This window comes from Methyloglobulus sp. (assembly GCF_046714055.1).
In the GTDB taxonomy this organism is placed as follows: domain Bacteria; phylum Pseudomonadota; class Gammaproteobacteria; order Methylococcales; family Methylomonadaceae; genus Methyloglobulus.
On record NZ_JBKKBJ010000095.1, the window covers coordinates 1 to 26534 of the forward strand.

At 47.4% G+C, this 26534-nt stretch carries 30 protein-coding genes and 1 tRNA gene; 26 read left to right on the plus strand and 5 right to left on the minus strand.

What is annotated here, in order from left to right; all coding sequences use genetic code 11:
• Positions 1–82: 82 nt before the first annotated feature.
• Both cas6 and nadB read right to left on the minus strand, forming a co-directional pair.
• Positions 83–1048 (minus strand): CRISPR system precrRNA processing endoribonuclease RAMP protein Cas6, encoded by a 966-nt coding sequence (gene cas6 / locus ACLQ6D_RS05865; RefSeq protein ID WP_411726352.1) that lies wholly within the window; start codon positions 1046–1048, stop codon positions 83–85.
• A gap of 185 nt (positions 1049–1233) precedes the next feature.
• Positions 1234–2832, minus strand: coding sequence for an L-aspartate oxidase (nadB, locus tag ACLQ6D_RS05870; RefSeq protein WP_411726353.1), 1599 nt, complete (start codon positions 2830–2832; stop codon positions 1234–1236).
• A 186-nt stretch (positions 2833–3018) separates the two neighbouring features.
• On the opposite strand from nadB, the gene rpoE reads away from it, so the two are divergent.
• The 12 genes from rpoE to ACLQ6D_RS05930 all read left to right on the plus strand — a co-directional run bounded on the left by rpoE (position 3019) and on the right by ACLQ6D_RS05930 (position 13582).
• The gene (gene rpoE / locus ACLQ6D_RS05875; RefSeq protein WP_411726354.1) at positions 3019–3609 is read left to right on the plus strand and encodes an RNA polymerase sigma factor RpoE; all 591 of its coding nucleotides are present in this window, start codon (positions 3019–3021) and stop codon (positions 3607–3609) included.
• A 12-nt stretch (positions 3610–3621) separates the two neighbouring features.
• Positions 3622–4212, plus strand: coding sequence for an RseA family anti-sigma factor (locus ACLQ6D_RS05880; protein ID WP_411726355.1), 591 nt, complete (start codon positions 3622–3624; stop codon positions 4210–4212).
• Positions 4213–4214: 2 nt separating this feature from the next.
• Entirely contained in the window at positions 4215–5198 is a 984-nt protein-coding gene (locus ACLQ6D_RS05885; protein WP_411726356.1) for a MucB/RseB C-terminal domain-containing protein, read from the plus strand.
• A 159-nt stretch (positions 5199–5357) separates the two neighbouring features.
• The gene (locus ACLQ6D_RS05890; RefSeq protein WP_411726357.1) at positions 5358–6767 is read left to right on the plus strand and encodes a DegQ family serine endoprotease; all 1410 of its coding nucleotides are present in this window, start codon (positions 5358–5360) and stop codon (positions 6765–6767) included.
• A gap of 3 nt (positions 6768–6770) precedes the next feature.
• Complete coding sequence (gene lepA / locus ACLQ6D_RS05895; RefSeq protein WP_411726358.1) at positions 6771–8570, plus strand: translation elongation factor 4; 1800 nt, start codon at positions 6771–6773, stop codon at positions 8568–8570.
• 38 nt (positions 8571–8608) lie between these two features.
• On the plus strand, positions 8609–9385 hold the full coding sequence (lepB, locus tag ACLQ6D_RS05900; protein WP_411726359.1) for a signal peptidase I: 777 nt from the start codon (positions 8609–8611) through the stop codon (positions 9383–9385).
• A 64-nt stretch (positions 9386–9449) separates the two neighbouring features.
• Positions 9450–9827, plus strand: a complete 378-nt coding sequence (locus ACLQ6D_RS05905; protein WP_411726360.1) for a DUF4845 domain-containing protein — start codon at positions 9450–9452, stop codon at positions 9825–9827.
• Positions 9824–10507: a ribonuclease III gene (gene rnc / locus ACLQ6D_RS05910; protein WP_411726361.1), complete on the plus strand. Its 684-nt coding sequence runs from the start codon at positions 9824–9826 to the stop codon at positions 10505–10507. Before ACLQ6D_RS05905 ends, rnc begins: the two co-directional genes overlap by 4 nt.
• Positions 10504–11385 (plus strand): GTPase Era, encoded by an 882-nt coding sequence (gene era, locus ACLQ6D_RS05915; RefSeq protein ID WP_411726362.1) that lies wholly within the window; start codon positions 10504–10506, stop codon positions 11383–11385. Before rnc ends, era begins: the two co-directional genes overlap by 4 nt.
• Positions 11378–12085: a DNA repair protein RecO gene (gene recO, locus ACLQ6D_RS05920; protein WP_411726363.1), complete on the plus strand. Its 708-nt coding sequence runs from the start codon at positions 11378–11380 to the stop codon at positions 12083–12085. The genes era and recO overlap by 8 nt, the downstream gene beginning before the upstream one ends.
• A 2-nt stretch (positions 12086–12087) precedes the next feature.
• The gene (pdxJ, locus tag ACLQ6D_RS05925) at positions 12088–12828 is read left to right on the plus strand and encodes a pyridoxine 5'-phosphate synthase (RefSeq protein ID WP_411726364.1); all 741 of its coding nucleotides are present in this window, start codon (positions 12088–12090) and stop codon (positions 12826–12828) included.
• Between the two features lie 13 nt (positions 12829–12841).
• Positions 12842–13582, plus strand: a complete 741-nt coding sequence (locus ACLQ6D_RS05930) for a PP2C family protein-serine/threonine phosphatase (protein WP_411726365.1) — start codon at positions 12842–12844, stop codon at positions 13580–13582.
• A 29-nt stretch (positions 13583–13611) separates the two neighbouring features.
• On the opposite strand, the gene ACLQ6D_RS05935 is transcribed toward ACLQ6D_RS05930, so the two are convergent.
• On the minus strand, positions 13612–14568 hold the full coding sequence (locus ACLQ6D_RS05935; RefSeq protein ID WP_411726380.1) for a sigma-54 interaction domain-containing protein: 957 nt from the start codon (positions 14566–14568) through the stop codon (positions 13612–13614).
• 10 nt (positions 14569–14578) lie between these two features.
• On the minus strand, positions 14579–15307 hold the full coding sequence (locus ACLQ6D_RS05940) for a sulfite exporter TauE/SafE family protein (RefSeq protein WP_411726366.1): 729 nt from the start codon (positions 15305–15307) through the stop codon (positions 14579–14581).
• Between the two features lie 182 nt (positions 15308–15489).
• Between ACLQ6D_RS05940 and ACLQ6D_RS05945 the strand changes: the two genes are divergently transcribed.
• From ACLQ6D_RS05945 to radC, 8 genes are all read left to right on the plus strand, one after another.
• Positions 15490–16416, plus strand: coding sequence for an AEC family transporter (locus ACLQ6D_RS05945; RefSeq protein ID WP_411726367.1), 927 nt, complete (start codon positions 15490–15492; stop codon positions 16414–16416).
• 1 nt (position 16417) lies between these two features.
• On the plus strand, positions 16418–17644 hold the full coding sequence (locus ACLQ6D_RS05950) for a competence/damage-inducible protein A (protein ID WP_411726368.1): 1227 nt from the start codon (positions 16418–16420) through the stop codon (positions 17642–17644).
• A 114-nt stretch (positions 17645–17758) separates the two neighbouring features.
• Entirely contained in the window at positions 17759–17914 is a 156-nt protein-coding gene (locus ACLQ6D_RS05955) for a hypothetical protein (protein ID WP_411726369.1), read from the plus strand.
• 136 nt (positions 17915–18050) lie between these two features.
• The gene (locus ACLQ6D_RS05960) at positions 18051–19967 is read left to right on the plus strand and encodes an ATP-binding cassette domain-containing protein (protein WP_411726370.1); all 1917 of its coding nucleotides are present in this window, start codon (positions 18051–18053) and stop codon (positions 19965–19967) included.
• Positions 19968–20067: 100 nt separating this feature from the next.
• Positions 20068–20155, plus strand: a tRNA-Ser gene (locus ACLQ6D_RS05965).
• A 163-nt stretch (positions 20156–20318) separates the two neighbouring features.
• Positions 20319–20480 (plus strand): hypothetical protein, encoded by a 162-nt coding sequence (locus ACLQ6D_RS05970; RefSeq protein ID WP_411726371.1) that lies wholly within the window; start codon positions 20319–20321, stop codon positions 20478–20480.
• An 11-nt stretch (positions 20481–20491) separates the two neighbouring features.
• Positions 20492–21727: a tyrosine-type recombinase/integrase gene (locus ACLQ6D_RS05975; protein ID WP_411726372.1), complete on the plus strand. Its 1236-nt coding sequence runs from the start codon at positions 20492–20494 to the stop codon at positions 21725–21727.
• A gap of 3 nt (positions 21728–21730) precedes the next feature.
• A complete protein-coding gene (gene radC, locus ACLQ6D_RS05980) occupies positions 21731–22261 on the plus strand; it encodes a RadC family protein (protein ID WP_411726373.1) in 531 nt (176 codons plus the stop codon).
• A 21-nt stretch (positions 22262–22282) separates the two neighbouring features.
• Here the strand turns inward: radC and ACLQ6D_RS05985 are convergent, their stop codons facing one another.
• A complete protein-coding gene (locus ACLQ6D_RS05985; protein WP_411726374.1) occupies positions 22283–22522 on the minus strand; it encodes a DUF1640 domain-containing protein in 240 nt (79 codons plus the stop codon).
• Between the two features lie 179 nt (positions 22523–22701).
• Here ACLQ6D_RS05985 and ACLQ6D_RS05990 point away from each other — a divergent pair, with 179 nt between their 5' ends.
• The 6 genes from ACLQ6D_RS05990 to ACLQ6D_RS06015 all read left to right on the plus strand — a co-directional run bounded on the left by ACLQ6D_RS05990 (position 22702) and on the right by ACLQ6D_RS06015 (position 26428).
• Positions 22702–22929, plus strand: a complete 228-nt coding sequence (locus ACLQ6D_RS05990; protein WP_411726381.1) for a DUF433 domain-containing protein — start codon at positions 22702–22704, stop codon at positions 22927–22929.
• A 12-nt stretch (positions 22930–22941) separates the two neighbouring features.
• Positions 22942–23262: a DUF5615 family PIN-like protein gene (locus ACLQ6D_RS05995; protein WP_411726375.1), complete on the plus strand. Its 321-nt coding sequence runs from the start codon at positions 22942–22944 to the stop codon at positions 23260–23262.
• A gap of 135 nt (positions 23263–23397) precedes the next feature.
• Complete coding sequence (locus ACLQ6D_RS06000) at positions 23398–24090, plus strand: hypothetical protein (protein ID WP_411726376.1); 693 nt, start codon at positions 23398–23400, stop codon at positions 24088–24090.
• 71 nt (positions 24091–24161) lie between these two features.
• Positions 24162–24401, plus strand: coding sequence for a helix-turn-helix transcriptional regulator (locus ACLQ6D_RS06005; RefSeq protein ID WP_411726377.1), 240 nt, complete (start codon positions 24162–24164; stop codon positions 24399–24401).
• A gap of 157 nt (positions 24402–24558) precedes the next feature.
• Positions 24559–25428, plus strand: a complete 870-nt coding sequence (locus ACLQ6D_RS06010; protein ID WP_411726378.1) for a toprim domain-containing protein — start codon at positions 24559–24561, stop codon at positions 25426–25428.
• Positions 25421–26428, plus strand: a complete 1008-nt coding sequence (locus tag ACLQ6D_RS06015) for a hypothetical protein (protein ID WP_411726379.1) — start codon at positions 25421–25423, stop codon at positions 26426–26428. Before ACLQ6D_RS06010 ends, ACLQ6D_RS06015 begins: the two co-directional genes overlap by 8 nt.
• Positions 26429–26534 lie beyond the last annotated feature (106 nt).

Sequence of the window (26534 nt, forward strand, 5' to 3'; positions counted from 1 at the left end):
CTTCAGACGCTTGTATTTTTGCTCTTGTAGCGTGCGTGGTCGTGGCTGTTCCGTGTAATACTTGTCCCATCGCTTTTCCTCTTTAAGTTGGTGATAAACCAGACCACTTAATAGTGGGACTAAACAAGTAAGCGCCTAGCCCCATGCTGGTGCCTTTACCGACATTCGTCCATTGCCCCAGCCACAGATCAGGCCAGAATTCTTCCAGGTCTTGCATATCCAGTTGTAGGCTACCGATTAAGCCGCCCATGTTCATTTCAGTTTGTTGCCGAGATGAGTAGCGTGTCCAGTCGTACCATTTAAGTTGTTGAGCCACGAATTGCACGGTTCGGGCCTTGGCTGTCAATGCGGCGAAGTCGGTTTCCAGCGGCGTGTCGGTGTGGAAGTAGCTGATCATGGAAATGCGCCTGAGCAGGGTGCTGAAAAATGCGCCGAAGTTGAATTCCCGGGTAGCGAGGTTTTTGTTGTCTTGCTTGATACGCAGCGGCGTGTGCAAAGTAATTTCGATATGTCTCGGCATAGCCGGGATTGCTGGCAATAAAGCGGGCGACTGGGGTTTGAGTTCGCCGTTTTGGTAGATGGTTTTGCCCAACCCTAGTCGATTGATGGCATCAATTTTTTGCAAACTAAAAACCTGTTGATGGCCGCCGATGCCGTTTTGCCCTGCTGTTTGCAGGGCATGGACAATGTAGGGAAAGTAGCGTTGGCCATGGCCAAACAAAATCACATCTAACGTATAAATCGAGTCGGACGTGGATGTTGTGACAGGAAATTGCAACACAAACGGATGTGGCGCTGCCGTGTATTTACGCATTTTTTCGGCATTGGCAGGTGGCGGCGTTTCAAAAACGGTGCTGTAGGCACAAGCATTCTTGAGCAGACATTGATTGCACGGCGTATTGCGGACTACACAGACCGTCTTTTTTAGCGCATGCCCAAAAGCACCGCGCCAGGCCGATCCTGGGTATTTAGGCAATTTGACGGGATAATCAACCGCAAAATAAAAGCGGTATGCGTTGATAGGGATAATAGACTCAAGATTTGTCACGATAACTGCACCTCCTTGGGGTCATGTTAAGGGTTCTAGCAGTCAGGTTGATTGTTGACAAGCTTTTCATCCTTATTAATATAGTCCACGAAGTTGTGGTTGCTGCCAAACAATACGAATGCTTTGCTTAACGTTGAGGGGAGAAGTGCTTAATCTGGTTAACGCATTGACGCTACAGGGTATTTTTAGGGTGTGAGAATAGTATTTTTGGGTGGTTTGCTGTCATCAGTATCGGGGTAGTCCAGCGTATAGTGCAAGCCCCGGCTCTCCTTACGTAATTGGGCGCAACGAATAATCAATTCGGCCACAATAACCAGATTACGTAATTCCAGCAAATCACTGGTCACACGAAAGTTCCCGTAATATTCCGCTATTTCCCGTTTGAGCAATTCCACGCGGCTCATGGCGCGGTGCAGGCGCTTGTCAGTCCTGACTATGCCGACATAGTCCCACATAAAGCGCCTGAGCTCGTCCCAATTGTGCGAGACCACAACTTCTTCGTCGGAATCGCTGACTTGTGATTCATCCCAGTCAGGAATGGAGGGCGGCGCAGGAATGCCGACAAGTCTTTTCAAAATGTCTTCACTGGCCCGGTCGGCGAAAACCAGGCATTCCAGTAATGAATTACTGGCCATCCGGTTGGCGCCGTGCAGGCCTGTGCTGGCTACCTCGCCAATCGCATAAAGGTTGTCGATATCCGTCCGGGCATAGCTATCCGTCAGTATTCCGCCACAGGTGTAGTGTGCGGCAGGGACAACGGGAATAGGCTGTTTGGTGATGTCAATATCAAATTTGAGGCATTGTTCGTAAATCATAGGGAAATGCTCACGAATGAACGGTTCCGGCTTGTGGCTGATGTCGAGATAAACGCAGGCTATCCCCCGTTTTTTGATTTCATGGTCAATGGCACGGGCGACAATATCACGCGGCGCAAGTTCACCGCGCGGGTCGAAATGCTGCATGAAAGGCGAACCATCCGGCAAAATCAACTTGCCGCCTTCACCCCGCAGCGCTTCACTGATGAGAAAGGAACCCGCGTTAGGATGATAAAGGCAGGTTGGATGAAACTGCATAAATTCCAGATTGCTGACCCGGCATCCTGTCCTCCAGGCCAGGGCAATACCATCACCGGTGGCGCTTTGTGGATTGGTGCTGTATAGATAAACTTTGCTGGCGCCCCCGGTAGCCAGGACTACGACGCGGGCGGACAGTATTTTGACGTGTTGTTGTTTGGAGTCCAAAACATAAGCGCCGATGGCACTTTTTGACGATTTGCCTGGAGTAGTGGTGGTGATTAATTCGACAACATTATGGTGTTCCAATAATTCAATATTGAGGTGTTCCATCGCACGGTCTATCAGAGAAAGCGATACCGCCTTGCCGGTTGCATCAGCGGCATGGACTACGCGCCGGTGCGAATGACCGCCTTCCCGGGTCAAGTGTAATTTGGTTTCGCCCGTCTTTATGGTTTCTTCAGTAAAAACGACGCCCTGCTCACGTAGCCAGTTGATTGAGTTTTCCCCGTAGCTGACTGCAAGCCTTACGATTTCCGGGTCGCAAAGCCCGGCTCCTGCATTCAACGTATCTTCTATGTGGGATTCAATGGAATCTTCTGCATCAAAGACCGCAGAGATGCCGCCTTGCGCGTAGTAAGTGCTGCCTGCGGTTAGTGCAAATTTAGACAATACGGCAACATGCACCGAATGATCTGCTAATTTAAGCGCCAAACTTAGGCCAGCTCCACCGCTGCCAATAATCAGGACATCATACGTATCACAAGTCATACCAGTTCACAGCCGGAAAGATTTTTGGTCATGTAAAAAATAAAGCGGCTGCCAGCCATGAGTGTAAAGAAATTCGCCTAGAGGCCTTAGTTTGTGGATAATAGCGGTCTTTTGCGTGATAGCAATTTTTTTAGTGTGAGAACTTTTACCCTTCATTCCTGTCCTACTACATAGTTGAAAGCCTTAGTGAACGATCGTACCAGAAAAATCGAGCAACTAGACGAAGAACTGGTATTGCGGGTTCAACAGGGCGATAAGTCAGCTTTTGATATTCTGGTGATCAGGTATCAGCATAAGATTATCCAACTGGTTAATCGCTATGTTAAGGATCACAGCGAGGCCCAAGATGTCGCACAAGAAGCTTTTATCAAGGCTTATAGGGCGTTAGGGAGCTTTCGCGGGGATTCTGCTTTTTACACATGGTTATACCGTATTGCGATTAATACGGCAAAAAACTATCTGGTGTCGAGGTCAAGAAGAAATTTTGATTACCAGGTGGATGTGCAGGATGCAGAAGCCATCGAAAATGCACCGCAGTTACAAGGCCTGGAAACGCCGGAGCGGTTTTTGCTGAGTGAGGAAATAGTCAAGACTATCCAATCGGCAATAGAGCATTTACCCGAAGAGATGCGCGTGGCTATTATGCTACGGGAATTTGAAGGCATGAGTTATGAAGAAATTGCAGAGGCTATGGACTGCCCGGTAGGTACGGTTCGTTCGCGCATATTCAGGGCACGCGAGGCGATCGATAGTAAGTTAACCCCTTTGCTCGATTAATGGTGATGTTAGATGCATGAAGAAATCAATCAAAAAATTTCCAGGTTCATTGATGGTGAGCTTGATTACGATGAAACACTGGATTTGTTGAAAAAGATACAATCAGATGAATCGCTCAAGCATAAGATGAGCCGGTTTCAAGCCATTAGCCAGGCTTTAAAAACCGATGAGTTTTATCAAGTCATATCCGATTTTTCCCACAAAGTTTTTCAAGAAATCCAGCAAGAACCGGCTTATCTCCTCCCACAATTAAAACCACAACCACATTCGCAATCGCAAGATAGGCAACCCAAACCCAAACCCAAACCCAAACTCAAAGTGTTCGCTGTAGCCGCTTCGATACTCGTAGTTGCGGTACTTGTGGGGCAAAGTCTCCGTAATGACCGTCCTGCCAATAAATATCAGACCTTAACGGCAATGGCCCTTCCCCAACAGCAGTTACCCGCTTCTTCTGCCCAGTCAGAAAAATCACCGCAACACAATCGCCAACCGCTAAACGCACAGTTTAATGATTATCTTCAGGCCCACAATAACAGTGTGTACACCAATGGCGAGGCTAATTTTCAACCCTATGCCAAAGTGACCGCCTACGGCCAGGATTGAGAGTGGCTCAACTTCTCCTTGTTATTTTGTTTGCGGCGATGGGTGCAGTTTCCGCCGCTGAAAATTCGTTAACCGCGAAACAAATCCTGCAAAAAATGGTTAAGGCAATGGCGGTATCCAATTATCAGGGTACGGTTGTTTTTTTAAAGAATGACAAGCTGGAAGCGATGAAATACTCTCATTCAGCCGAAAAAAGCAAGGAACAAGAACGCCTGGTGTCATTAAATTCGCCACCCCGGGAAATAATCAGGAATTCCGATGAAGTAAGCTGTTTGTTTAAGTTGACGCGGAAAGTTATTATTGACCATAGGCCTTATGAGCATTCATTTATCGTCGATGTCCCAAAAAATCTTGATGAATTGGATGCGGGCTATCATTTTGAGGTCGTGGGAGAGGAAGATGTGGCGATGCTGCCATCCTATGTTGTCGCCATCCAGCCGAAAGACGATTTTCGCTACGCCAGAAAAATTTGGATCGCTAAAGAACATTTTTTGCCCATGAAGGTCGTGGTCTATGGTCTTTCTGGAGTTGTTTTGGAGCAGGTGGTATTTACCGAAATGCGGGTTGACAAAGGATCTGTACGTGAGTTGAACGGCTCTGCCGAGGCGGCGGGTTTTGCACAGCGGGCTGACGGTGCAGAAGCGGCCTCATCGGATTTATCAGGCCAGGCCGCTTTTGAAGTGACAGCCTTGCCCCAAGGTTTCAAGCAAATCTTTTTTAGCCGTAAGCCCTTGCATCAATCCGACCAGCCTGTAGACCATTTGTTACTAAGCGATGGCCTTGCCTCTGTCTCCGTTTACCTGGAAACAAAAAAAGCCGAAACGACTCCCGATTCCCGTATCCCTGAGGGGATACATTCGGTGGGTGCAATCAATTCCATGAGCCGTACTCTGGTGGATTCACAGCTTACAGTGTTAGGGGAAGTGCCCGCCCCGACCGTCAAATTTATTGCCGAAGGTATTAAATTTCGGAATTCCGCTCCTTGATTTCTCTCGAATATTTTGGTTGATCGACAGAGAGAAACACCTTATCCCGTTCTTAAGCAACCCTAACACTTTTCAAAGTGGCTTGAAAGGTGTTAGGGTTGTCCGTAATATTGTGTTCTATTCTATGATTGTTAACTGCTTGGACGTAATGGAGGTTTTATGCTCATAAGGGTGATTTGCTGTGTTTTTCTGATGGTTTTGGGTAGCCAGGCTGTTGTTGCACAGTTGCCGGATTTTACCGAGATGGTAAAAACGAATGGTGTGGCTGTGGTTAACATCAGCACGACGAAAAAAGCCCGGCCAGCGGCAGCGGCCAAGGGCATGCCTAAAAACCAACAGTTGCCTGAAGGTTTGCCCCCCGAAATGGAAGAACTGTTTAAGCACTTTTTCAATAATCCTGATGGTGGCGGGTTTGGGCCTGAGGATACACAGTCACTAGGTTCAGGTTTTGTTATCTCCCAGGATGGCTATATATTGACCAATCACCATGTCGTAAAGGATGCCGACGAGATTGTCGTCAAGTTATCGGATCGGCGTGAATTGGTGGCCAAACTGGTTGGCTCGGATGCGCGCACTGACATCGCCTTATTAAAAGTGCAAGCGACAGGTTTGCCAGTGGTAAACATCGGTTCTCCTAACGAATTGAAAGTTGGCGAATGGGTTTTGGCCATTGGTACGCCGTTCGGGTTTGAACAATCGGTTACTGCCGGTATTGTCAGCGCGAAAGGACGGAGCTTGCCGGGGGGGAACTACGTGCCGTTTATCCAGACCGATGTGGCCATAAATCCAGGAAATTCAGGTGGGCCCTTATTCAATATGGATGGCAAAGTGGTTGGCATTAATTCGCAAATTTACAGCCGCACTGGAGGATTCATGGGCTTGTCGTTTGCCATTCCTATGGATGTGGCAATGAATGTTGTCCAACAGATCAAAACCAGCGGTAAAGCCGTACACGGCTGGTTAGGTGTTCAGATTCAGGATGTTACCCGGCAACTGGCCGAGTCATTCGGCATGAAGAAACCGCAAGGCGCGTTAGTTTCAAAAATAATCCCAAACAGTCCGGCAGAAAAAGCCGGATTGCAGATTGGCGATATCATCACAGAATTTAATGGGCAAGCTATTGAAAAATCAGCCGATTTACCGCCTATGGTCGGAATGACCCCGATTAATGATGAAGGAAAGTTAACCATCATCAGGCAAGGTGACACCGAAACCATCGGCTTTAAAGTAGGCCTGTTGCCGGATGAGGAACAGAAAACGCCCTTATATAAGGTAGAAACCAAGCCCAACAACAAGCTGGGTATTACGGTTGCCGATTTAACCGACGAGCAGCGGGAATCGCTGGAAAATGTCAAAAATGGCGTTTTAGTCCAAGATGTCGAAACAGGCAGCGCCGCCGATGCAGGGATACAACCCGGCGATGTCATCTTGCGTATCCAGAATAATGTCATTCGGAATACGCATGACTTTGATAAAATAGTCAGAAATCTCCCCGTAGGTAAATCGGTTGCGGTTTTGATTCAGCGCCGTGGCAGCCCGGTGTTTTTGGCTTTGAAAATTGATAAATAATTCGTGGATTTAAAACAAATAAGAAACTTTTCCATCATAGCGCATATAGATCATGGTAAATCGACACTTGCGGATCGCTTCATTCAACTTTGCGGAGGGCTGACGGCACGGGAGATGTCCGCGCAAGTTCTCGATTCGATGGACATCGAGAAGGAGCGTGGCATAACGATCAAAGCGCAAAGCGTAACGCTGGATTTTGTCGCCAAGGATGGCCTTACCTATCAGCTAAACTTCATTGATACGCCTGGGCATGTGGATTTCTCTTATGAGGTATCTCGGTCATTAGCGGCCTGTGAGGGCGCTTTACTGGTCGTCGATGCGGCCCAAGGTGTTGAGGCACAAAGCGTTGCCAATTGTTATACGGCAATAGAGCAAGGCCTTGAAGTCGTTCCGGTATTGAATAAGATCGACTTGCCTTCTGCTGAACCTGAACGCGTACAGACAGAGATCGAAGAAGTCATCGGTATTCCGGCTGATGAGGTCTTGCTCATTAGCGCCAAAACCGGCTTAGGCGTACAAGATGTCCTGGAACAGTTAGTTATCAAGGTTCCTCCACCCCAAGGTAATGTTGCAGGGCCTTTGCAAGCGCTGATTATCGACTCCTGGTTTGACAGTTATTTAGGGGTCGTGTCTTTGGTCAGGATCGTCCATGGCAGTATCCGCAAAAAACAGAAGATCACTATCATGTCCACGGGAAAATCATTTTTGGTGGATGCGGTGGGTGTTTTTACGCCCAAGCGTTTGGAGAAGGATATGTTAAATACCGGCGAAGTGGGCTATGTTGTCGCCGGGATCAAAGATATTTTTGGCGCCCCAGTCGGTGACACCATCACATGGACTGACAACCCCGCACCAGAACCACTCACCGGATTCCAAAAAGTCCAGCCTCGGGTCTTTGCCGGCTTGTACCCGGTCAGTTCTGACAATTACGAAGATTTGCGCGTAGCGCTCAACAAGCTCAACTTGAATGACGCGGCGTTAGTATTCGAGCCGGAGACTTCGCTAGCATTAGGCTTCGGCTTTCGTTGTGGTTTTCTGGGCCTGTTGCACATGGAGATAGTCCAGGAACGGCTGGAGAGGGAATACGATGTAGACCTGATTACGACCGCCCCTACCGTCATTTATGAGGTCATTACCCACAATGACAAGGTTCTTATGATTGATAATCCGGCAAAATTGCCTGATAGTGGCACGATTAAATCTATCAGGGAACCGATTATCAGGGCTAATATTCTTGTCCCGCAAACATACCTAGGCGCAGTTATTACACTCTGCATAGAAAAACGCGGCATCCAGAAGGATATGCAATATGTGGGCAGGCAGGTATCCATCCATTACGAGTTGCCTTTGAGCGAGGTCGTGCTAGACTTTTTCGACCGGCTAAAATCGGTAAGCAAGGGTTTTGCGTCATTTGATTATGAGTTTTTGCGGTTTCAGGAAGCCCCGCTAGTCAAACTCGATGTGCTGATTAATGCTGATAAGGTGGATGCTTTATCTATTATCGTGCATCGTGATCTCAGCCAAAATCGAGGTCGGGATCTGGTGGAAAAAATGAAAGAGCTGATTCCAAGGCAAATGTATGAAGTGGTGATACAGGCCGCTATCGGTTCTAAGGTTATTGCCCGGTCTACGGTCAAGGCGATGAGAAAAAATGTCACGGCCAAATGTTATGGCGGCGACATTACCCGCAAGAAAAAACTGCTGGAAAAACAAAAAGCCGGTAAGAAACGGATGAAGCAGGTTGGCAATATCGAGATACCTCAAGAAGCATTTTTGGCTGTATTACAACTCAATAAAGAATAATACAGTTTTCTTTTCCATTTACTTGATGCACTTTCCCTATGGACTTTGATTTTTCATTTTTTCTTTTTGTAGCCAGTTTAGTGACCGGAGCGATCTGGGGTGGGTATTTGCTTTTCCTTAAGTCAAAAGGCCAAGAATTTGATGAAAAAAGTGAGCCAACTGTCGTTGAGTATGCGCGGTCATTTTTCCCGATTGTCTTGATCGTTTTTCTGCTCCGTTCGTTTTTGGCAGAACCTTTTCGGATTCCTTCCGCATCCATGATGCCAACCTTGTTAATAGGCGATTTTCTTCTGGTCAACAAGTTTACCTATGGGATACGTTTGCCGGTCATCAATAAAAAAATCATAGCAATCAATGAGCCGGAGCGTGGCGATATCATCGTCTTTCGCTTCCCCCAAGATCCGACGGTGGACTATATCAAGCGGATTATTGGTTTACCCGGCGATAAGGTCGTGTACTACGACAAAAAACTGTACATCAACGATGTCCCAGTTAACCAAACTTCGCTAGGTTCCTACCAAGGCGTAGGGCAAGGCCAGGATATGTCCGGCAGCGAACACCTGGAAGAAAATTTGACTGGCGTAGAGCACAGCATCTTGATTCGCAATGAAGCGCCAACCGTTGAAGGCTCTTATATCATTCCAGAGGGCAATTATTTTGTTATGGGTGATAATCGCGACAACAGCAATGACAGCCGTTATTGGGGCACCGTCCCGGAAGAAAACTTGGTAGGCAAAGCGTTTTTTATCTGGATGAACTGGGATTGGCAGCATAAAGGTATCGGCTTTGACCGCATTGGCACTGTCTTAAAATAAGCTACACTTATCGGTATACCGACGTTTAAGACGTTGTTTTTTAATCAATCGCCGGAGTTTTATAATGAATAGACTGTTCAAGCGCCAGCAAGGCTATACGCTGATTTCCCTTATTTTCATCTTGGGTATAGTCGCTTTTTTTATCTTGTTAATACTTAAGATAGGCCCTATCTATCTTGACCACACTAAAGTTATCAATGCCTTGGCTGCGATTGAGAAAACCACTGATGTTGAAACACTAAGTGAAGCTGAAATTAGGGCTAGCCTAGATAAGCGCTTTAATATGAATTATGTTGCTGATGTCAAAGCGCAAGATATGAAGGTCAGCAAACGCGGAAATTACTTAAAAGTTGAAGCGAATTATGAAGTTGTGGAAAAAATCGTGGGTAACATTAGCGTTTTGGTCGAGTTCCATGATGTCATTGAGGTCGGCAAGGAGTGACCAAAAAGCCCGAGACTTTGTCCAAAAAGCTGGGTTTAACGTTTAATAAGCCCCAGCTTTTTGTCACGGCGTTGACGCATCGTAGCGCCGGGGCGAACAATAATGAACGTTTGGAGTTTTTGGGCGATGCTATTTTGGGGTTCGTTATCGCCCAGAAACTATACGATGCTTTTCCTGATGCGGATGAAGGCACGTTAAGCAGGTTGCGGGCTAGTCTGGTGAATGAGTCTTCGCTGGCAGAATTGGCACGACAACATCAACTGGGGGATTACTTGTTTTTGGGTTCAGGTGAGCTGAAAAGCGGTGGTTTTCGCCGGGATTCGATCTTATCGGATGCCTTGGAAGGTATTATCGGAGCCTTATTCAAAGACCAGGGGATAACCGCTTGCCAGGAATGGGTAGGCCGGTTGTTTGCAGAAAAGTTGCAAGACTTGTCTGCGAATAACTGGCAAAAAGATCCAAAAACACAATTACAGGAATTGATGCAGGCCAAGAAAATGGAACTCCCCGATTATACCTTGATAGATATGTCCGGTTTAGCCCATGAGCAAACGTTCAAAGTTAAATGCAGCGTCCCTTTGATTGCGGAATCATGCGTAGGTATCGGCGTTTCCAGGAAGAAGGCCGAACAATTGGCAGCAGAAATGATGCTGGCCAAACTCCAGCAAGCCAGCCAATGAACTGCGGTTACGTCGCTTTGATTGGGCGCCCGAATGTCGGCAAATCAACTTTGATGAACCATTTGCTGAAGCAAAAAATCAGCATAACCTCCCGCAAACCGCAAACCACCCGCCACCGGATACTCGGTATCAGTACGTCCGATGCGGGGCAGGTTATTTATCTGGATACTCCGGGTATGCACCACAGCGACAAAAGGGCGCTAAATCGCTATTTGAACCGCACAGCGTATACCACCTTATTGGGTGTTGATATTATTGTGTGGTTAATTGATGGCCTGGCCTGGCATGACTACGACGAAATTATCTTAAAAAAACTGGAGCAGACAGGGTTGCCCGTCATTCTGGCGGTCAATAAGGTCGATAAAATAAAAGATAAGGAAGCCATCCTGGCGTTTTTTGACCAGGCACAACGCCGTTTCCCGTTTGAACGCTTACTGCCCATTTCGGCATTAAAGGGCACCAATCTCGAACAGCTTGAAAGTTCAATACTCCCGCTGTTACCCGAAAGCGAGTTGATTTATCCTGAAGATCAGGTCACTGACAGGCCTGAGAGGTTTTTATGTGCTGAGATTGTCCGGGAAAAACTGACCCGGCGCTTGGGCGATGAGCTGCCATATTCGCTAACCGTAGAAGTCGAACGCTATGAAGAATTGCCCCATATTACAAAAATTTATATCGTGATCTGGGTAGAACGCCCCTCACAAAAAAATATTGTCATTGGTACGGAAGGGGTAATGCTCAAAAATTGTGGCACGGACGCCAGGTTCGATATAGAAAAGCTCATCGGTCAAAAAGCCTTTCTAAAGCTCTGGGTCAAAGTTAAAAAAGGCTGGTCGGATAACGAACGGGCCTTGCTAAGTTTGGGTTTTAATGAGTGACACCGTTTTCCATTCCCAAGCTGCTTTTGTTCTGCATCAGCAACATTACCGGGAATCCAGCCTCATCATTGATGCTTTAACCCAGGATTTAGGCAGGATTTCCCTGATAGCTAAGGGTGTTCGAAAGCCCAAGTCCAAAACCGCAGGGGTACTGCGGCCCTTTGCTGCGTTGTCGCTATCGTTCGTTGGGAAAACCGAGCTAAAAACGCTGACCAATGTTGAAATAATAGGTTTACCCTATGAATTGCCAGGATTAGCGCTGTATTGCGGTTTTTATGTTAATGAACTGGTGTGTAGTTTTCTGCATCAATATGATCCCCACCCGGAAGTCTTTCAGGATTACCAGGAATGCTTAATAGGGTTAGCTCAAGGTGAATCTTGTGAAGCCGCACTGCGGGTTTTTGAGTTGAATCTTATGGACAATATTGGTTATGGCGTGCAGCTGGGTTATGATTCGCGCCATGAAAAACCGATTGATCCCAATAAAAAATATGTGTGCACCAAGGAAAGCGGCTTGGTTGAGGATTCAGGTGGCCAGTTTTCAGGTACGGCATTACAGGCAATGGAACAAAGACGGTTCGATAATCATCAGGTGTTGAGTGAAGCAAAAATGTTGATGCGAACCGTGATAGACAGCCATTTGCAAGGAAAACAACTGAAGAGCCGTTCAGTAATCAATAATATCGTCAAACGCTTATAAAAATGGACAAAAAACCTATCCTGTTAGGGGTTAACATTGACCATGTCGCCACCATCAGGCAAGCCAGGGGAACCCGCTATCCTGAGTTGATCCAGGCGGCGTTGGTTGCCGGGCAGAGTGGTGCGGACAGCATTACCGCCCATCTTCGGGAAGACCGGAGGCATATTCAGGACAGGGATATTTTCTTGTTGAAAGACATGATCCATACCCGGCTGAACATGGAAATGGCGGTGACTGATGAAATGGTTGATATTGCAGTCAAAGTAAAACCTCATGCCTGTTGTCTGGTGCCTGAAAAGCGGGAAGAATTGACCACGGAAGGTGGTTTGGACGTAGTGGGTAATCTGCCACGCCTACAATGGGCTTGCGAAAAGCTTGCTTCTGCAGGGATTGAAGTGTCGCTATTTATAGCACCTGATAATATCCAAATTGATTCCGCCAAAGCAGCGGGAGCGCCTGTTATAGAGTTACATACAGGCAGTTATGCAGAGGCAAAAACTTTTGCTGCCAGGGACGCTGAGCTGGAACGGATTCGGCAAGCTGCGTATTATGCTTACAGTATCGGTTTACAAGTTAACGCCGGACATGGTTTGCATTTTCATAATGTTGAGGCAATCTGCCGGATTCCAGAAATAGTTGAGCTTAACATTGGTCATGCAATTATTGCCCAGGCACTATTCTCAGGATTGGCACAGTCAGTCAGGGATTTAAAACAAATCATGCATAACGCGAGATTGCAATAAAATAATAACAACCATGCGTCTTGAATTTTTTCAGTTAACATCACTGGGCGATAGGGAGGTCAATCAGGACACTATGGCGCATATCGTCAATAATGATTATGCGTTATTTATTGTTGCTGATGGTTTGGGTGGGCATCAAGCGGGTGAAAAAGCCTCCCAATTTTTTTGCCAAGGTATGCTTAACTGTGCAAAAACGTATAGCAAAAAAATCGCGCAAAATCCTGGTGAGGTTTTATTGGCCTGGATTAACGCTGCCGTCAGCGAAATGAGGGTTTTATTTGCAGGTGATCCGCTAGCTGATCAGGCGTATACGACATGTGCCATACTCTACTTGGATGAAGAGCGGGCAATGGCTGCACATTGTGGAGATTCCAGAATCTACCGAATGACACCCCAGGAAATTTTATGGCGAACGCGTGACCATTCAATCCCCCAAGACCTGTTGAATATCGGCTTAATAACCGAAGAAGAATTAGCACAGCACCCCGAACAAAATCAGCTGACTCGTAGCATTAATGTGAATCAGTTGCAACGTATAGACATTAAATTGTCGCCAGCGATAAATAGCAACGAGACTTTTGTGCTTTGCAGCGATGGTTTCTGGGAATACGTCAAAGGGGACGAATTCCTGCAACTGTCTGATTTGGAAAGTAATAGATCGAACCTCTCCAAGTTGGTGCGGTCATCTATCTCCCGAGCCAACGGGAAAAGCGATAATGTTACTGTATTGTCGGTTAGATGCCGGAAAGGTTAACTTAACGCTTCAATATTAGTCTCACACTCTCAATTTCCGGCAAAGCCATGCTTTTGCATGCGATACAGCAAGGCATCCCTGCTCAGGCCAAGCAGCCTTGCGGATTTGCTGCGGTTACCTTTGGTCAGGGTCAAGGCTTGCTGGATTAAACTAGCTTCCAGGTTATCCAAATTCAGCCCTGCAGGTGGGAGAGTAAATTGCGGCAAGCTAAAAATTGGAGTATTTGTATTGAATTCGGATGGCAAGTTCTCAGGTTCTATAATCTTTCCGGCCAATAAGATACAAAGCCTTTCGCACAAGTTCCGTAATTCACGAATATTGCCCGGCCAGCTATGCGCTTTGAGCGCTTTTAGGGCTTTATGACTAAATTGTGGAGTAAGCATCCCATGTTCGCGTTCAAACTGCTTCATAAAGTGCTTGATCAATAGATCCATATCGCCAGTTCGATGGGTCAATGGCGGAAGGTTTAAAGGTACAACATTCAACCTGAAGTAAAGGTCGCGCCTGAAAGTGCCATCAAAAATTTGTTGGTTCAAGTCGGAATTTGTGGCGGCAATGATGCGTACATCGACGGTGTAAGGCTCGGTGTCGCCGACCGCAAGGCATTCGCCGGACTCAATAAAGCGCAACAGTTTTGCCTGGATGGAAATGGGCAAGGAATTGATCTCGTCGAGAAATAAGGTGCCGCCATCCGCTGCTTGGAACAAGCCTTGAGTGTTGCCTGTCGCACCCGTGAACGAGCCTTTCCTATGGCCGAACAGTTCCGATTCGATCAGGCTTTCCGGCAATGCGGCGCAGTTTAAGGTGATGAATGGCTTATCGGCCCGGGGGCTGGCTTGTTGGATGGCATTCGCAAGAATTTCCTTGCCGGTGCCTGTTTCGCCATTCAGCAATATGGTTACATCGGTAGCTGCGGCTATCTTGGCGTTACGGATTAACGCATCCAGTGCAGGGGATTGCCCTATGATCGACTTGAAATGATCCATGACTGCCTCTCTAATGTGTTGCATGTGTTGTTATTATGGCCATTGGGTTAAGCCAAGGCATGGCGGCCAGCAACGCCAGCGCAATCATGAACAGGCCAATGGTCTCTTTAAAGCGCTGCATCCGCGATAACCGTGTCAGTACACTGGTCATTATACCTACCCCCATCACAGCAGGTAAAGTGCCCAGGCCAAATGACAGCATGGTCAGGGCGCTTTTGGCGACATCGCCCGTAGTCAAGGCGAGCGCCAGGGCGGTATAGACTAAACCACAAGGTAGCCATCCCCACACCATACCAAAGAGGAAAGCCTGGGTAAGGTCTTTGACGGGGATAAGTTTGCGTCCGTAAGGTTCTATCCTTTTCCACAAATGGGTGCCCATTTTTTCAATATAAGCAAAACGCGGCAACCAACCCGCAATGTAGAAGCCTGCCCCCGCCATGATTAGCGCAGACAGTAATTGCAATATGCGGTAACCGTTGATGTCCGTGACGGGGGCAGGGATGAAAGACTCAACCACGCCCGCTATCGCACCCGCCAAGGTATAGCTGGTAATCCGGCCAAAATTGTAGTTGAACACAAACGGGATTAGCAGCCGTTTACTGCTGCGTACTTTCGGGCTTAGGCTTAAAGTGAGTGTGCCGATGATAGACCCGCACATGCCCACACAGTGCAAGCTGGTGGCGAGACCCATCGCAAAGGCGACCAGATACGATGTGGTAAAGGCGGGATCAAAGGTCATTGTTGAGTTGCTTGGAGCGATTTATATAAATATTTTTAGTGGCGTTCGGAACAATAGCTTTCTTAAATAAACTCAACAGGCGGGAAAACAATTTGCAGTGCAAAACTACGTTGGCACTATATTACCGGAAATCGGCAAATCATGAATGGTAAAATCTACCGAAACAACTTAAAACCAGGATTATGCACTCAATATTGATACAGATGTCTTTGCTCATGGCTAGCGGTATCGTCTGGCGAATCGTTGAACCGGAAGGGCTAGACGCAGAACAAACACGAAAGGTGCTGACCACGGTGGTATATTATTTTTTCTTGCCGGCAATGGTCTTGGAGGTTTTATGGACAGCCGATATTGGTTTGCATTCCCTCCAGTACACGGCGTTAGCGGTTGTCAGCATCTTGTTTGGTATGTTGTGCTTATGGACGGTCGGATCACTTTTTAAGGTTGAACACAGATGCCTGGGCGCCATGATACTGGCGGCGGCTTTTCCCAATATCACCTATCTGGGATTGCCGGTGTTAGAGCAAACATTTGGTAGTTGGGCGCGTTCTGTCGTCATCCAGATTGATCTTTTTGCAGCATCACCCTTATTATTTACACTGGGTGTAGTCGTGGTACGCCATTATGGCAAGGACACTTCCGGGATCCGGCAGCCAGTATGGTCATTTTTGAATGCACCGCCATTTTGGGCGGCGGGCATCGCGGTTTTATTAAACCTGAATGGTTTGGCAGCCCCTATCTGGCTGATTGGAACTTTAAAGCTCTTATCGGGAGCCGTCGTGCCATTGATGTTGTTTTCTTTAGGGCTGGCGCTAAGCTGGAAAGCCGTCAGGGTGCGGAATATCCCCTATATCATACCCGTTGTGGTCATAAAAATGATCCTGATGCCGCTGTTTGCAATTGTCCTGGTGGATCACACAGCTATGGCGAATAACTATAAGGCGGCGGCAGTGCTTGACCTGGCTATGCCCAGCATGGTTTTGGGCATTGTGCTATGCGACCGCTATCAACTGGACAGCTCACTTTACGCAATGGCCGTTACCGTGACCACGGCGTTGAGCCTGATTACGTTGCCGTTTTGGTATCAGGTATTGATGGCGAGATTTTAGCGTGAACCCAACCTTTGAAATTTTTTCGCAGGGTGAAGAAATAGTCACCGGACAAGTCGTTGATACCAATGCGGCGTGGTTGTCGGAACAGGCGGTAGCGATGGGTTTCAATGTCACCCGTCATACCGCCGTAGGGGACAAGCTGGAGGATTTGATACAGGTATTGCTGGACATTTCAAACCGTGCCGACTGTTGCATTTGTACGGGCGGATTAGGCCCCACCAGCGATGATTTGACTGCTGAGGCGGTTGCCAAGGCCTTTGACCTGCCCTTGGTATTCGACGGGATTGCATTTGCCCAGATACAACAGTTTTTCAATAGCCGAAACCGGCCTATGCCGGAGTGTAACCGCAAACAGGCCATGTTACCCCAAAGTTCTATAAGGCTTGCTAACCATATTGGCACAGCGCCTGGATTTGCGTTACAAAATGGACGGTGCTGGTTTGCTTTTATACCGGGCGTGCCATCCGAAATGCGGCATCTGTTTCTGGAACATATCCAACCGATGTGGGTAGACCGTTTTGTCTTGCGCCCCAGTAAGTTGATTACGATCAAAACCGTTGGCATAGGTGAATCCGACCTTCAAGAGCGGATAAACACGATTGAAATACCACCCCAAGTACAAATAGGTTTTCGCGCTGAACTCGGCGAAGTACAAACCAAACTATTATTTCCTGGCGACTATCCGCAATCACAACTCGAAAATCTGACATATTCAATTGCCGCGACGATAGGCGATACCGTGTTCGCAATTGAAGGCTTAGGGCATCATTCCGGTGATCTCGTTTCTGTGGTAGACCAGTTAATGACCGCAGGAGGCCATACGCTTGCCGTTGTGGAAATTGTCAGCCAGGGATTGCTGGCGGCAAAATTGATTGGGGTATCTTGGTTGTTAAGCGCTGTCTACGAGCAATCTGTAGAGAGGTTAACGCAACGGTTAGCAATTAATAACCTCGATGACCTTATTACAACCAGTAAGGCGATTGCCAAAGCGGTACAAAAAAATACTGGCGCTGATATGGTCTTAATACAGCTAACTTCCAGGGATTATTACATAAACCCGAATAACGATAAGGCTGTGACTGTCACCAGTACGCTGCTTGTTAATAGCGAATGTAACCAGACTGTCCGCACCATTGCCGGAGACATTAAGCGTAAACAACATCAGGCTGCATTATTGTCCCTCGATTTATTGCGGCGGTGCTTACAAGGCAAAGAAATCGTTTAGTGGAAGCTGGGTGCGGCTGCTGTTGCCTAGCCTTATTTCGTCTTAGGTTCTGTTGACATTTTATTGCCTAAACCAAATTCACAAAAACATAGGGTTAGGTTTAAGTACCGAAAGATGCATCGTCATTCCGGCATGGATTGGCGGCGAGGATTCCATATTCTCTTCCGCACTTCCTCCCTCCATGGAGGTCGCCGGAATCCAGGAGCCAAGGAAGGCATCCATGCCGTCTGGATGCCGTCACTCCCTGACGGCATGACGGTAATCGATTGATTTTCCGTTGATGAAATGTCAACAGAGCCTAGGTCGCAGGTAAAAAACAGCTTCCTTCAACACCTGGAGTAGCGAATAAAAAGCCCTTGGAATGTTCAGGTATAATGCCAGTTGAAAACAATACGAACCTACCCCAATGCCCTTATTACGCTTATCGAATATCTCCATCGCTTATGGAACCCATGCCTTATTTAACAAGGAAAATTTTCAGTTAGACATCGGCGAAAGGGTAGGGCTGCTAGGCCGTAATGGCGAAGGCAAATCCACCTTGATGAAGATCATTGTTGGAAATGTGCTTCCCGACGGCGGCGAAATCTGGCGAGAACCGGAATTAAAACTGGCGTGGCTGGAACAAGCGCCGGAATTGCCTATTGAAGCAACCATCTACGATGCCGTAGCAAGTGGCTTGGGCGAACTGGGTGCTTTGATTACGCGCTATCATGCCCTATCGCTAACGATGGATTATCACGACCCTAAAGCCTTGCATGAGTTGGGTGGATTGCAGCACAAGCTCGAAGCGGATAATGGCTGGCATTACAACACCAAAATAGAAGCTACGCTCAGCAAGCTTGGCTTACCTGCCGATGTAAATATCAAGGACTTGTCGGGCGGGTGGAAACGCCGGGTAGCATTGGCAAAGGTTTTGGTCATCGAACCGCAAGTGTTATTGCTGGACGAGCCGACCAACCATCTCGACTTTGAAAGCATAACCTGGCTGGAAGATCAGTTGCTTAACTTCGATGGAGCGGTTCTGTTTGTCACCCATGACCGTGCTTTTTTGCAAAAACTGGCAACCCGGATTGTCGATCTGGATCGCGGCAACTTGGTGTCATGGCAAGGGACTTATGAAGATTATCTGCGCCGCAAGGCAGCGGCGTTGGATGATGAAGCCAACCAAAATGCAGAATTCGACAAAAAACTGGCGCAAGAAGAAGTGTGGATCAGGCAAGGCATCAAAGCCCGGCGCACCCGCAACGAAGGCCGGGTGAGGGCGCTGGAAAAATTGCGCAAGGAGCGGGCGCAACGCCGGAACTTACAAGGCACCAGCAAACTGGCGTTTGATAGCGGTGATGCTTCGGGTAAAAAAGCCATCGAAGTCAACGATATTTGTTTTAGCTATCCTGACCGGCAAATAATCGATCATTTTTCCACGTTGATACAACGCGGTGACAAAATCGGCCTTATCGGCGCGAATGGCGCTGGCAAAACGACGTTGCTCAGGTTGTTACTTAAGCAATTAGAACCCGATAGCGGCGCTGTAGAGCATGGCACACGCTTGGAAATCGCCTATTTCGATCAACTCCGCGACCATCTTGATCCAGAGATGACGGTTGCCGATACCGTAGCCGATGGCAATGATTTTGTCGAACAAGCCGGTAACAAACGGCACGTCATGTCCTATTTGGCTGATTTCCTGTTTGCTCCGGCACGGGCGCGTTCACCTGTCAAAAGTCTGTCAGGCGGGGAAAAAAATCGATTATTGTTGGCTCGATTGTTCACCAAACCCGCTAATTTATTGGTAATGGATGAGCCGACCAACGATCTTGATCTTGAAACGCTGGAATTGCTGGAAGAAAAACTCGTCAACTATGCTGGCACCTTATTGTTAGTCAGCCATGACCGCGCATTCCTGGATAACGTCGTCACCAGTGTATTTGTGCTAGACGGTTCGGGTAAAGTGGAAGAGTTAGTCGGCGGTTACAGCGATTGGCAAAAGCATAAACAGCTTATCGCCAAAACCGAATCGGATAAAAAAAATCAGGACAGCAAAGCAAAATCGGATAAGGATATTGAAAACCTGAACGCCCCTAAAAACCCAACCAGAAAAAAACTCAGCTTTAAAGAGCAACAAGAGCTAAACAACCTGCCCGAATTGATTAACCAGCTTGAAACCCAGCAAGTAACATTAAACCAAAAGATTAATGCCGCCGATTTTTATAAAAATGACCAAACCGTTATTGCCAACACGCTGGCAGAACTGCATGCCACCGATGCTAAACTGGAACAGGTTTACCAACGTTGGGATGAACTTGAAAGTCAGCAATCAGCATAAAATCACATAAAAGACATTGCAACAAAGGACTTTCTGGCTTATCCTTGCCCGCCTTGCCATAGTCCAGTAAACACTGCGGGCGAGCAATCAATTCAATACCGGAGAGATGGCCGAGTGGTCGAAGGCGCACGCCTGGAAAGTGTGTATACGGCAACGTATCGAGGGTTCGAACCCCTCTCTCTCCGCCACTAAGTGATTCAACAAGGTTCAACAAAGCCAATAAAACCCTTATTTTACAGCACTTAAAGCCATTTTATTGACCAATGAAGTGCAATAAGATGTATTGACATCCACGCTCAAACAGGTATAACATTTGGTATAACTTCACCATGTATAACCTCAGGTATACCAATGTATCATTCGGACAGAGTTGCATATACCAAAAATGCCGCCAAAGCCGCAGCGGGTAAGGCTTTGGCTTTTTTTGATGGTCAAGGGGTTCTGTCTTGGCATAACTTTCATGTGATCCCATCGACAGATACCAATTGGTATACCTTCACATTGCCCATTTGAGGTATACCAAAATGCCACTATCAGATACCGCCTGCAAGAACGCACACCTGAACGAGAAAGCCAAATTAGGCAAAGCGTTTACTTTATCGGACAAGAAAGGGTTATACCTATTGGTTAAGCAAAATTCCGCTGGATGGTCAAAGTTGTGGCGGCTGAAATATCGGTTCAACGGTAAAGATTGCCTTATGTCGCTTGGTGTTTACCCTGATACCAGTTTTCAACAGGCTGGTGAGAAGCGGGATAAAATCCGCAAACAAATAGCCCAGGGGGTAAATCCAGCCACAACCCGCAAGATAGAAAAAGCTGGCAGCACCGAAAACACCTTTGAGGCTATCAGCAAAGAATTTATGGAAGCCAACAAACAACGTTGGAGCTCGGCTCACCATAAACACATCCAGGAATGTTTTGAACGGGATGTTTACCCCTGGCTAGGCAACAGGCCGCTTAAGGAATTATCCGCCGTTGAAGTGTTGGCTACCTTACGACGGATAACAGCAAGGGGAGCATTAGAAACCGCCGCACGTACCAAGCAATTCATGGGGCAGGCAATCCGGTACGGGATCGCCACGGGCAGGGCAGAGCGGGACGTAACCCAAGACTTGCGCGGCGCGTTACCTTCCCCTGTGAAGGGGCATTATCCCGCCATAACAGAACCCAAACCGTTAGGGCAATTGCTCAGGGATATTGATGCGTATGGCGGTAATTTTGTCGTACGCACGGCGTTACAGTTGCAGCCCTTGATTTTTGCACGGCCATACAATCTGGCAGCGGCGGAATGGTCAGAATTTGACCTGGACGCGGCTGAATGGCGGATCGCGGCGGATAAGATGAAGATGAAAGATGCCCATATCGTACCCCTAAGCACTCAGGCCGTGGCATTGCTAAAGGACATCCACCCGTTTTCAGGCCACCAACAATACGTGTTTGCCAGTAACCAAGGCAAGAATGGCGAAAGGCACATAAGCAGGGAGTCCATAGGCAAGGCAATCCGACGCATGGGCTACCAAGGGCAACACACCGCGCATGGCTTTAGGACTACTGCCAGTACGCTACTGCATGAACAAGGCTTTCACTCTGACATGATCGAAAGGCAGCTTGCCCACGCTGAACAAAACAAGGTAAAGGCCGCTTACAACCGGGCGCAACATTTACCAGAACGCAAACAAATGATGCAAGCCTGGGCAGATTACCTGGATGGCTTGAAGAACGGGACGGACGTTATCCCGTTCAAGCACAAACAAGGATGATTCATGGACAGCCAACCCGCTTTTGATGGAATCAGGACACCTAAAGCCCCTTACTTTGTTAATGACAAAAACGGCCTGTACAAAGCAAAAAAACCACTAACGGCGGAACAGATTATCGACTTTGCCAAAATCCTTTTGGCAGACCGTTTCAAGCCAGGGCAACCGTTCGATAATCCATACGTGGTACGGGAATGGTTAAGGCTTGAATACCAGGACCTGGAACATGAAATCTTTGCCTGTTTGTTCCTGGATAACGGGAACTGCCTGATTGCCCATGAAATACTGTTCAGGGGTACGATTGGCGCGGCTAGTGTCTATCCACGCGAGGTGGCAAAACGGGCGTTGCAGCTTAACGCGGCGGCGGTCATATTCGCCCACAACCACCCTTCTGGCAAGCCTGAACCAAGCAATGCAGACAGGATGATTACAGACAAACTCCAACAGTGTTTGAGCCTGTTAGACATCAAAACCCTGGATCATTTAATCGTTGCCAAGCAAGGCACTTGCTCATTTGCCGAACATGGCTGGGTTTGACCATGACGCGGCAAAAACACCCTAAAAAAACGCTTTCAGCACCAGCGAAATGACACCCGCAAGCAAAACGCCCATCATCCATTTAAGGACAGCTAAATCGGTATTAATTGGGGCTAACTTAATATCAAGATAATCTTTGGTGACAATTGATTCTTGCGCTTCGGCTATCACGCGCACAATAGTTTCCGCCTGTTTTTGCTCTATCCCTGACTTAACAAGTTTTTCAACCAGCTCTAAAGTGTCAAAAGTTACGGTAGCCATAAGGAAGCGGGCAATAATAGATAGTCAAACAATGTCATAACGTACCATGTGGCACTATGACACACAAGACACTAGGATGATTCCAACAGCAAGAAATTTTAGTACAATAACAACCATCAAGGCACAACGGGCTATTCCCATGAATGCAGTCCCAACCGATTGAGAGGCAGGCGATGAGCATAAATTACCAAGACATAATCACCATCGAACCCGGCAAACGTGGCGGCAAGCCCTGTGTTAGGGGATTGCGGATCACCGTTTATGACGTGCTTTCCTGGCTTGCGGACGGCATGGCAAAAGCCGAAATCATTGATGACTATCCAGAATTGACTGACAGCGACATACAGGCTTGCCTGAGATTCGCGGCGGAACGCGAACACAACCTGTCCAGCATCAAAAGCGTGTGAAGCTGCTTTTGGATGAAAACTTGTCACGGCGGGTCGTGCCGTTTATTTAAGACATCTACCCAGGATCAACGCAAGTTGCCCTCGTTGGGCTGGAACAACAAGGATGATAGGGCGATAAGGCAATATGCCGTTGATTACGGGTATGTGATTGTTACCCATGACGCTGATTTTTACGAACTCAATGTGCTTTATGGGCAGCCGCCGAAAATTATCTGGCTGAAAACAGGCAACCAATCTAAAGCCACCATTATCAGGGCATTGCTGGATAACCAAAGGGCAATAAAGCAAGCCTTGACCGTAGAAAACAAATCCTGTATCGAAATATACAGGTAAAATAACTTTTGACCGGATAGCCTTCGCGGGGCAACAAGCGGGATTCGTCCCCCGTTTCCGGTCAATCCTTTCAGGACGGCTTATCACTTTGGACGGGGTGAAGATGCCAAATAGAACGTTTCACAAGGCCGATTGATGCGCTTTATACGTACAGGCGCGTTAGTAAAGCCATTCAATTTTTCAATAGGACAGCGCGAAATCATCATTAGTAAGTTTTCTAAAGAATACCAAGAACACCGGCTTGTTAGCATCAACGGGTTCTTAATAAAAGCCGAAAGCATCATAGAGTTCTGGTATGACCTGCCCCACCAGAACATGACCCCACTACCGGACTATAAAGAACGGCTTAAGGAGATTAACACTACGACCATCCAACTTTTAAAACAACTTGAACGTTTACCAGAGGATTGTTGCGAACTCTTAAACGCTGAATCTATGGCAGCGCTTCACTATCATTCAGAACAATTCGACATTCATGACATTATCGAAAACTTGACAGGAACAACTCCAAAACTTCTATCCCTGGAACAACTTGAACCGCTATTGATTGAATGCCTAAAGGTTTTGGAAGCATCAACAAGCACTTGCCTTACAAAAGCATCTAACCCCGCTAAACCGGGCGTGGATCGAACTAAAGTTAAATTGTTGGTTAAATATCTAATTGAGGCTTATTATCAACAGTTTGCCGAAAAAATTACGTACAGCAAGGAAAGTAATTTTTTTGTGGCGGTATCTAAAGGTATCGCAAAAGTTTTAGATGTTGAAATTGGATACAAATTGATTAATGAGGTTCTTGTCAATACTCCTTTCAAAGAAAAATTCGAATAAAGGAGCATACACTTACCCATTAAAGTTTGCTTTGATATACAGAATATCAATAACACACCAAGAGGTGTCATATGGCAAACACAACCCCCACAACAACCCCGCTACCCCCAACCGGATTTTTGAGGCTTGCCCAAATTGTAGGCAACCCCAAGACAAACACCCCCCCATTGATCCCAATTGCACGGACCAGCTTTCTAAACGGCGTTAAATCGGGCAAATACCCCAAGCCAATCAAGCTAGGGCTAAGGACAACGGCCTGGAAAGTTCAAGACATCAAAGACTTGATCGAAAATATAGGCGGCGCGGCATGACACGGATTACAACAGCCGCCAACAGGCAAACCGAACGGGCATAAAAAACCCAGCACCTACCTACTAAGTGCCAGGTATTTGTGTTCCATACCGCTATCAGACAGGGGTTATTATACCCAAAAAGCGGCTGGATGCACACCTGGCAGAGGATATTTGTATGCAAAGTAAAGCTAATAAGCCCGCCGCTTATGAAATCATTGACGCTTTTAAGGCTGATATGAACATTGTTACAGACGATCCCATCATTGCCGATGGTAAATTACACCGCTGCCACATCAACGGCCACAAAAGCGGTACGCTAAATGGCGCGTATGTCCTGCACCTGGACGGCACACCCGCCGGGTATTTCGAGGACTTCACCACCGATATAAAGACTAACTGGAAACTGGAAGGCAGCGAGCGACAGCCCATTGACCACGAAGCTCAAAAACAGATCGACGCAGCCAAGACCGAACGCGCTAAACAACGGCTAATCAAGGAACAAAAAGCAGCCAGAACAGCTAATTACATCTACCCTAAAGCCCCGTTAGCTGATCCCGGCAACACCTACCTGATCCGCAAGGGCATACAGCCCCACGGCGCGAAACAAGGCTATAACGGGGCATTAATCTTGCCTTTGTACGACGCCAAGAATGACCTGGTTAGCCTGCAATTCATCCATCCCGACGGCACAAAGCGTTTCCTCAAAGGCGGAAACAAAAAGGGCTGTTTTTGGTGGATCGGGCAAAAAACCGACACCGTGTGTGTCGGTGAAGGCTTTGTCACTTGTGCAAGTATATTTGAGGCCACAGGGTATCTAACCGTCATCGCCTACGATGCTGGCAACTTGGAAGCGGTTGCAAAAATCATCCGGGATCGGCAACAGGCCGCCAACATAGTTATCTGTGCTGATAACGATGAATCGGGGGTAGGGCAAGAAAAGGCCAACAGAGCAGCCCACGCTGTTAATGGCTTGGTGGCCTTCCCGCCCATTCCAGGGGACTTCAACGACTGGGCAAAACAAATCCAAGGGGGCGGCGATGGCTGATAAGACCCCACCGGATAACCCGATAACAGAAACCATCAAGAAAGCCGAAAAGCCCAAACTCAAGGGTATTGATGGCGGCAAAGCTAAGGAAACCCTACAAGACAGCAACCCGAATGATGTGATCGAATGGAAAAGCAAAAGTGGCGATTACCAAATCATCAACGGCGCGTTTAATCAAATCCGGCCAACACGGGACGGCACAGCCAAAATCAAGCTGTGCAACTTCACTTGTGAAATTACCGAGGAAATCACTTATGAGGACGACCTGAACGACAAGGCTTTTTTCCGCATTAGCGGCAAACGGCAAGACGGCTTGCCACTGCCAACGGTTGATGTGATTTTGACAAAATTCAATATGGGCAATTGGATAACCGAGGCGTGGGGTTCACGCGCAATTGTTTATAGCGGGGTAACAAAAAGAGAAAACATCCGGGTTTTTATCCTGGTTTACTCAACCCGCAATAGGGACATACCCCGCCAACACGTCTACGGTATGACTGGCTGGAAAAATATTGATGGCGCGTGGTTTTACCTGACCGGATCGGGTGCGATTGGTGAAAATGGGCTTGATACGGGCGTTCAGGTTGATTTAGGCGGCGGCCACATGGCTAAGTACAGCTTGCCAGAGCCACCCACACCAGAACAACTCAAGGTTGATAGTGCGGCACTCGATGATTTGTTTAATATTTGCCCAAACCGCCCGGAAATAGGCGCGGTAATGTTGGCAGCGGTGACTAGGGCAGTATTAGGCGAATGCCAACTTACCGATTTTGCCATTTTTATTCAAGGTCAAACCGGATGGGGAAAATCATCATGCGCGGCTATTGCGTCTGCATTCTTTGGCAGCTTTGATACCCGTAGTTTACCCGCCAATTTTTCCGATTCCGACTCAGACATGGAAGCAAAAGGCCACCAAATTAAGGACGGGGTTTATGTAATTGATGACTTTAAACCCGCTACAAACGCGGTTGAGGCAACGAAGTTATACCAATCACAGTAAGTTTTCTTATCAATAGTATGGGGTTATAATTCCACTTTAAAGTAAAACCTAAAGATGGGAGGCACCTATCGCCCGACCAAGACGATTACCCGAAGCGCTGCAGGCG